Here is a 1,444-nt window from a genome sequence, read left to right on the forward strand (position 1 = left end):
GGGGTACTCGAGTGGCGAACGGGTGAGTAACACGTGGGTGATCTGCCTTGCACTCTGGGATAAGCTTGGGAAACTGGGTCTAATACCGGATATGAACTGCCTTTAGTGTGGTGGTTGGAAAGTTTTTTCGGTGCAAGATGAGCTCGCGGCCTATCAGCTTGTTGGTGGGGTAATGGCCTACCAAGGCGTCGACGGGTAGCCGGCCTGAGAGGGTGTACGGCCACATTGGGACTGAGATACGGCCCAGACTCCTACGGGAGGCAGCAGTGGGGAATATTGCACAATGGGCGGAAGCCTGATGCAGCGACGCCGCGTGGGGGATGACGGCCTTCGGGTTGTAAACTCCTTTCGACAGGGACGAAGCTTTTTGTGACGGTACCTGTATAAGAAGCACCGGCTAACTACGTGCCAGCAGCCGCGGTAATACGTAGGGTGCGAGCGTTGTCCGGAATTACTGGGCGTAAAGAGCTCGTAGGTGGTTTGTCGCGTCGTCTGTGAAATTCCGGGGCTTAACTTCGGGCGTGCAGGCGATACGGGCATAACTTGAGTGCTGTAGGGGAGACTGGAATTCCTGGTGTAGCGGTGAAATGCGCAGATATCAGGAGGAACACCGATGGCGAAGGCAGGTCTCTGGGCAGTTACTGACGCTGAGGAGCGAAAGCATGGGTAGCAAACAGGATTAGATACCCTGGTAGTCCATGCCGTAAACGGTGGGCGCTAGGTGTAGGGGGCTTCCACGTCTTCTGTGCCGTAGCTAACGCATTAAGCGCCCCGCCTGGGGAGTACGGCCGCAAGGCTAAAACTCAAAGGAATTGACGGGGGCCCGCACAAGCGGCGGAGCATGTGGATTAATTCGATGCAACGCGAAGAACCTTACCTGGGCTTGACATACACCAGATTGCTGCAGAGATGTAGTGTCCCTTGTGGTTGGTGTACAGGTGGTGCATGGTTGTCGTCAGCTCGTGTCGTGAGATGTTGGGTTAAGTCCCGCAACGAGCGCAACCCTTGTCTTATGTTGCCAGCATTTGGTTGGGGACTCATGAGAGACTGCCGGGGTTAACTCGGAGGAAGGTGGGGATGACGTCAAATCATCATGCCCCTTATGTCCAGGGCTTCACACATGCTACAATGGTCGGTACAACGCGCAGCGACACTGTGAGGTGGAGCGAATCGCTGAAAGCCGGTCTTAGTTCGGATTGGGGTCTGCAACTCGACCCCATGAAGTCGGAGTCGCTAGTAATCGCAGATCAGCAACGCTGCGGTGAATACGTTCCCGGGCCTTGTACACACCGCCCGTCACGTCATGAAAGTTGGTAACACCCGAAGCCAGTGGCCTAAACTTGTTAGGGAGCTGTCGAAGGTGGGATCGGCGATTGGGACGAAGTCGTAACAAGGTACCCGTACCGGAAGGTGCGGGTGGATCACCTCCTTTCTAAGGAGCATT

At 55.7% G+C, this 1,444-nt stretch carries 1 rRNA gene; it reads left to right on the top strand.

What is annotated here, in order from left to right:
• Window positions 1–1,432 (top strand): 16S ribosomal RNA (locus M5J06_RS12300); the annotation flags it as partial.
• Between the last annotated feature and the right edge of the window lie 12 nt (window positions 1,433–1,444).

It is taken from the genome of Corynebacterium intestinale (assembly GCF_023574125.1).
In the GTDB taxonomy this organism is placed as follows: Bacteria; Actinomycetota; Actinomycetes; order Mycobacteriales; family Mycobacteriaceae; genus Corynebacterium; species Corynebacterium hesseae.